This is a genomic window from Clostridia bacterium (assembly GCA_019683875.1).
GTDB lineage: Bacteria > Bacillota > Sulfobacillia > RBS10-35 > Bu92 > Bu92.
This window is the reverse complement of record JADGHN010000142.1, coordinates 1-3,750: the sequence shown is the minus strand read 5'-3', so window position 1 is coordinate 3,750 and position 3,750 is coordinate 1. Positions and strand designations below refer to the sequence as shown.

5 protein-coding genes are annotated in these 3,750 nt (G+C 70.8%); 4 read left to right on the top strand and 1 reads right to left on the bottom strand.

Features of this window, described 5'->3' with window-relative positions; translation table 11 throughout:
* Positions 1-221: ATP-binding cassette domain-containing protein (locus IRZ18_08965; GenBank protein ID MBX5477234.1), on the bottom strand; the 221-nt coding region annotated here is incomplete at its 3' end.
* Between the two features lie 112 nt (positions 222-333).
* Here IRZ18_08965 and IRZ18_08960 point away from each other — a divergent pair.
* The 4 genes from IRZ18_08960 to IRZ18_08945 all read left to right on the top strand — a co-directional run.
* Positions 334-1,317 carry an ABC transporter ATP-binding protein gene (locus IRZ18_08960; GenBank protein MBX5477233.1) on the top strand — a complete coding sequence of 328 codons (984 nt, stop codon included), beginning with the start codon at positions 334-336 and terminating at the stop codon, positions 1,315-1,317.
* 10 nt (positions 1,318-1,327) lie between these two features.
* On the top strand, positions 1,328-2,443 hold the full coding sequence (locus IRZ18_08955; protein MBX5477232.1) for an ABC transporter permease: 1,116 nt from the start codon (positions 1,328-1,330) through the stop codon (positions 2,441-2,443).
* A 3-nt stretch (positions 2,444-2,446) separates the two neighbouring features.
* The gene (locus tag IRZ18_08950) at positions 2,447-3,535 is read left to right on the top strand and encodes an ABC transporter permease (protein MBX5477231.1); all 1,089 of its coding nucleotides are present in this window, start codon (positions 2,447-2,449) and stop codon (positions 3,533-3,535) included.
* 39 nt (positions 3,536-3,574) lie between these two features.
* On the top strand, positions 3,575-3,750 hold a 176-nt coding region (locus IRZ18_08945), incomplete at its 3' end, for a hypothetical protein (GenBank protein MBX5477230.1).

Sequence of the window (3,750 nt, the reverse complement as noted above, 5' to 3'; positions counted from 1 at the left end):
TCACCGGCCGTCGGCGCCACGAGGCCGACGAGCATGCGCAGCGTCGTCGTCTTGCCCGCGCCGTTCGGTCCGAGGAACCCGTAAATGTCCCCGCGGCGGACGGTCATGTCGACGCCCTCCACGACGTTCCGGCGGCCGTAGCGCTTTGTCAGGCCTCGAGCCGCCAACACGACTTCGCCTTCAGACAAGCCGCACACCGTCCCCGGTCGATGATTCCACATGGAACACACCGCAGCCGTCGCCCTTTGTGACAGTGGAAATCATGACCGTGGTCACTGGGACGCTTTCCCACCGTGTCCTAGGTTGAAGGCAAAAGCGTGGGAGGGATGCTGGATGACGCAAGCCACCGCAGAGCGGGTGCCGGCCGGCGGCGAGCAACCCGTGCTGGAGGTCCGCGACCTGGTCAAGCGGTATGGCGACAACACCGCGGTGGATCGCGTTTCGTTCACGATCTGCCCCGGCGAGACGTTCGGCCTGCTCGGTCCGAACGGCGCCGGCAAGACCACCACTCTCGCCTTGATCGCCGGGCTGCTTCGCCCCGACGGCGGCGACGTGATCGTCGGCGGTCACTCCCTGCGCACGGCCCGGCGTCTCGCGCAACGGCATCTCGGCGTCGTGCCGCAGGACATCGCGCTGTACCCCGAGTTGACGGCGCTGCAGAACATGAACTACTTCGCCACGCTGCGCGGGCTGTCCGGCGCGGAGCGCCGCCGCCAGGTGGAAGAGGCGCTCGAGCTGGTCGGGCTCACGGAGCACGCCGGGCAGCGCGTGGAACGCTTCTCCGGCGGCATGAAGCGACGCCTGAACATCGCCGTGGGACTCCTCGGCCGCCCGCGGCTGCTGCTGCTCGACGAGCCGACCGTGGGCATCGACCCGCAGTCGCGCCGCCACATCCTCGACGCCGTGCGCAGCCTCGCCGCCGCGGGCACGACCGTCCTGTACACCAGCCACTACATGGAGGAAGTGGAGTACCTCTGCCGCCGTGTCGCGATCATGGACCACGGCCGCATCATCGCCCAGGGGCCGCTGGACGAGGTGCGGGCCCTGGCCGGCGAGGCGGTCGTCCTGCGCGTGCCGTGGCGGCCTGCGCTGGGCGACGGCGACATGGACGCATCGCAGCTGCGCAGCGCGCTGCAGCTTCCGGTCGAGACCGTGGACAGCGAGCTGCGCATCGTGCTGCCCACGGGCGCCGGCCAGGCGCCCGAGGTCCTGAACGCCCTCGTGCGTCTCGGCATTTCCGTCGACGGCCTGCGGATCGAGGCGCCGAATCTTGAGACGGTGTTCCTGGCCCTGACCGGCCGGGCACTCCGGGATTAGGGGGATCGGCATGCGCATCGTGCGAACGGTCGCGGGCAACCAGCTGCTCAGGCTCGTCACCGACCGCCAGGCGCTCTTCCTGCTCTTCGCCGTCCCCCTCGCGCTCAACTTCATCCTGGGCGTGAGCCTGCAACGCGCCTTCTCCCCGGATTTCAAACCGGATCGTCCGTACCGCGTCGTCCTGGTGGCGGCACCGAACAACGCCGCCGCGCCGCAATTCCGCGAGGTGCTGCGGTCGGCCCAGGAGTACGGACTCATCACGGTGCGCGAGGCCGTGGACGAAGCGCAGGCCCGGCGACTCGTCACCGAGCGTCGGACCGAGGCCGCGGTGGTCCTTCCGCCCGAGTTCCCCGCTCGCCCGGCCCTCGTGATCGCCGAACCGGGATCGGTGGCGGCCGGCGTCGTCGAAGAAGCCGCACGCGAGGCCGCGGCCGCGGTGGTGGAACCGGAGGTCGCAGCGGTCCCGGTGCGCCTCGATGTCGTCGCCGTGAAACCGCACCGGGGCGCGACGCGGCAGCCCGGGGCCACGGAGTACTACGCCGTGGGCATGAGCGTGCTGATGATCTACTTCGCCGCCCGTTACGGGACGCTCTCCTACCTCCGCGATCGAGCCACGGGAGTGTACCTTCGCGTGCGCGCGTCCGGAGTCTCCCGCGCGAGCTACCTGCTCGGCAAGCTCGCCGGCAACCTGGTCGTCACGTTCTTCTTCATGTTCGCGATGACCGTGGCCACGCGCCTCCTGTTCGGCGTCCACTGGGGCGACGTGCGCGGGTGGGCGCTGATGACCGTCGCCGCCAGCCTGGCGGCGGCCGGCCTCAACGCCACGTTGATGGCGCTGATCCGCACGCCCGAGGTGATGGACGGGGTGAGCGCCGGGCTCTTCCAAGTGCTCGGCTTCCTGGGTGGGTCGATGATTCCCCTTTACATCTTCCCGGACGTGCTGGCCCGCATCTCCCATGTGGTTCCGAACCGGTGGATGCTCGACGGCTATCTGACGCTGCTCGGCGGCGGCGGTCCCTCGGATGTCGCTGTCGACACGCTGAAGCTGGCCGTGGCGGGGTCTTGCCTTTTCGCGCTCGGTTGGATCATCGACGGGCTGCAGGCCCGTTCGGTCGGGGAGGCGTGAGCGGTGAACGCACTCAAGCGTGTGTGGACGATCGCCGCGACGGCGCTCTGGCGCGGGTACCGCCGTCCGGTGAACGTTCTGCTGGGGATCGGACTGCCGCTGTTCTTCGGTGTCGTCGTCAGCAGCCTGTTCGCCGGCACCGGCGACGGGACGCGCGCGGTCGTGGTGGACCTGGACGGCGGGCCTGCGGCCCAGGCCTTCGTCAAGGGTCTCGAGGCGACGCCCATGCAGGTGAGCCGGAGCACGCGCGCGGATGCCGAGGAGCAGCTGGCTGCGGCGCGGATCCCGGTGGCCGTTGTCCTGCCCGAGGACTTCTCCGCCTCGGTGGCGGCCGGACACCCGCACCTGGAGCTCCTCCACGGCCCAACGTACGAACCGGGGAACCTCGTGGAGCGGCGTGCCCGTGCGCTGGCCGCGTCCCTCGCGACGGGACGCGCCGCGCCCGAACTGCCCGTGCGCACCGTGCCGCCCCGTGATACGGTCGACGCGGACCGCTACCCGTACCTCCGCATCGTCTTCGGGTTCTACGCGATGTTCGCGCTGTCGACGCTGATGCATCAGGCGTACGAGCTGCACGAAGAGCGCGAGAACGGAACCCTGGCGCGCATGCTCGCGCTGGGCGTGCCGTTCGCCGAAGTCGTGGCCGGGCGCGCCCTCGCCCTGTTGCTGGAAGGGGCGGTCCAGGGCGCCGTCATGATCGGCGCGACGGCCGCCCTGGGAGCGCCATGGCTTGGGGCGGGCCTCCCCGCTCTCGCGCTGTCCGTTGTGGCCACGCTGGTCTGCGCCTCCGGGCTGGCCCTGGCCGTGGCCGGCGTGACGCGCACGGCTGCCCAGGTGAACAACGTCGCCGTGCTCGGGTCCACGGCGGCGGCCATGCTGGGCGGCGCCTTCTGGCCGCTGGACGTGGTGCCCGCGTTCGTCCAGAAGGTGGGCCACCTGAGCCCGGTGTATTGGGCAGTGGACAGCCTTCGTGAGGCGTTCGCGTTCGGCGGGCCGATCGTGGGCCAGGCCCAGGCGCTGGCGGTCCTGGTGCTCATGGGCGCCCTGGGCGCAGCGGTCGGCGTGACGGGCCTGCGGCGCCTCGCGGAGTGAGCGGTCGATCAAGCGGCATGGAGGACAGCGAGCCGGCGAATGAATCCCTGGAAGCCCGAAAGCGTTGAAGCATCCGAATGGTCCTTCCACGCCCTGCGCTTCGCCGCGTGCGTCGCGGCCGTCGCCGGCTGGCTGCTCTCCGGGAAGCCGCCCGGCGCGGCCGCTCCCCTCTCACTTGCGGTCGCCGTGGTGCTCGACACGGCGGGTCACCTGGC